At 76.9% G+C, this 879-nt stretch carries 1 protein-coding gene; it reads left to right on the top strand.

Annotated elements, in window-relative coordinates; all coding sequences use genetic code 11:
• On the top strand, window positions 1-879 hold an 879-nt coding region (locus tag ACI3KY_RS20290; protein ID WP_404931919.1), incomplete at both ends, for a CpaE family protein.

Here is an 879-nt window from a genome sequence, read left to right on the forward strand (position 1 = left end):
AGCCCGCAGGCCGCCGCCACGCGCTCCCCCGCCGCGTCCTCGACGAGCCATGGCGCGTCGCGGAGGCTCTCTCGGCCGGACCCGCGGCGGCGACGCCCCCGGCCGCTCCGCGCCCGCAACCGCGCGTCATCGCGGTGTGGGGAGCCGCCGGCGCCCCCGGTCGCTCGACCGTCGCGACAGAGCTGGCCGTGGAGCTCGCACGAGGCGGCCGGCACGTGGCTCTCGTCGACGCCGACACGCAGGCTCCCTCGCTCGCTCTCACCCTGGGTCTCGCCGACGAGGGACCCGGCTTCGCCGCCGCCTGCCGGCAGGCGGAGCTGGGCGGCCTCGACGCCCGCGAGCTCACGCGCATCGCGGTGCCGCTGGGCCGCACCGGCGTCGATGTGCTCACCGGCATCAACCGGCCGTCGCGCTGGCCCGAACTGAGCGACCGTCGCGTCACCGCCGCGCTCACCGCGTGTCGCGACTGGGCCGACTACACCGTGGTGGACGTCGCGTCATCGCTCGAGCGCGACGAAGAGATCGTGAGCGACCTCGACGGCCCCCGGCGCCACGCGGCGACCCTCGCCGCGCTGCGCACCGCCGACCTGGTCGTGGCCGTGGTGGCCGCCGACCCCGTCGGCATCGCCCGGTTCCTCCGCGGGCATGCCGATCTGCGTGCCACGATCGGTGGCACGCCGGCGGCGGTCGTCGCGAACCGCCTGCGCCCCGGCACCCTGGGCATCGACGCCCGGGGTCAGGTGCGGCGCACGCTCGACCGGTTCGGCGGCATCGAGGACGTGTGGTTCCTCCCGCAGGACCCCCGGTCGACGGATGCCGCGATCCTGGCGTCGCTGCCGATCGCGGAGGTCGCGCCGCGGTCGGCAGCGACGCCAGGAT

The organism is Microbacterium sp. ZW T2_14 (genome assembly GCF_044987405.1).
GTDB lineage: Bacteria > Actinomycetota > Actinomycetes > Actinomycetales > Microbacteriaceae > Microbacterium.